Origin of the sequence: Bartonella sp. AA81SXKL, from assembly GCF_042196945.1 — a bacterium.
In the GTDB taxonomy this organism is placed as follows: Bacteria; Pseudomonadota; Alphaproteobacteria; order Rhizobiales; family Rhizobiaceae; genus Bartonella.
This window is the reverse complement of record NZ_JBHIRH010000307.1, coordinates 1-642: the sequence shown is the minus strand read 5'-3', so window position 1 is coordinate 642 and position 642 is coordinate 1. Positions and strand designations below refer to the sequence as shown.

The window sequence follows — 642 nt, the reverse complement described above, 5'->3', positions numbered from 1 at the left end:
TAAGATATGGCTTTTTGCTTAAATAATTTATCAAGCAGTATTATAATCTAATACTTTAAAAACTGTTATTAATTAACTGAAATAATTGAAAAAACAAACAAATTATTCTAAGATTTTTACGTATTTAAATACAATTTAAGGTAAGTGAAAACATGCTCAATAAAGTGATGTTAATTGGCTATTTAGGAAATGATCCTGAGAGCAAAACGATGACTTCTGGTGCTGAGGTAGTCAATTTTCGTATGGCAACCTCTGAAAGCTATATGAATAAAAATACGTACCAAAAAGTAGAAAAAACAGAATGGCATTCCGTAGTGGTTTTTAATCCGCATTTTGCAAAAATAGCACTTAAGTATCTACACAAAGGTTCAAAGGTTTACATAGAAGGCAAATTACAAACCCGTAAATGGCAAGATAAAAATGGTCATGACCGTTACACAACAGAGATTGTCCTGCCACAATATAAAGGCGAGTTGCATTTACTTGATGCAAAGAAAGAGCAATCTGAACACCCCTCACCCATTACTTCTCAAAATTATGCTATTGCCTCAGGTGCTCAAGATCATAGCACAGCTCTTAATGATGGCGTCCCATTCTGATGGAAAAAATATGGCTAAAAGAAAAAAACGGACAAAACGCGGA

At 33.3% G+C, this 642-nt stretch carries 1 protein-coding gene; it reads left to right on the top strand.

Annotated features, from left to right (window positions below):
- The first annotated feature begins 152 nt into the window (after positions 1–152).
- Entirely contained in the window at positions 153–599 is a 447-nt protein-coding gene (gene ssb, locus ACFINZ_RS11315; RefSeq protein ID WP_375701559.1) for a single-stranded DNA-binding protein, read from the top strand.
- Positions 600–642 lie beyond the last annotated feature (43 nt).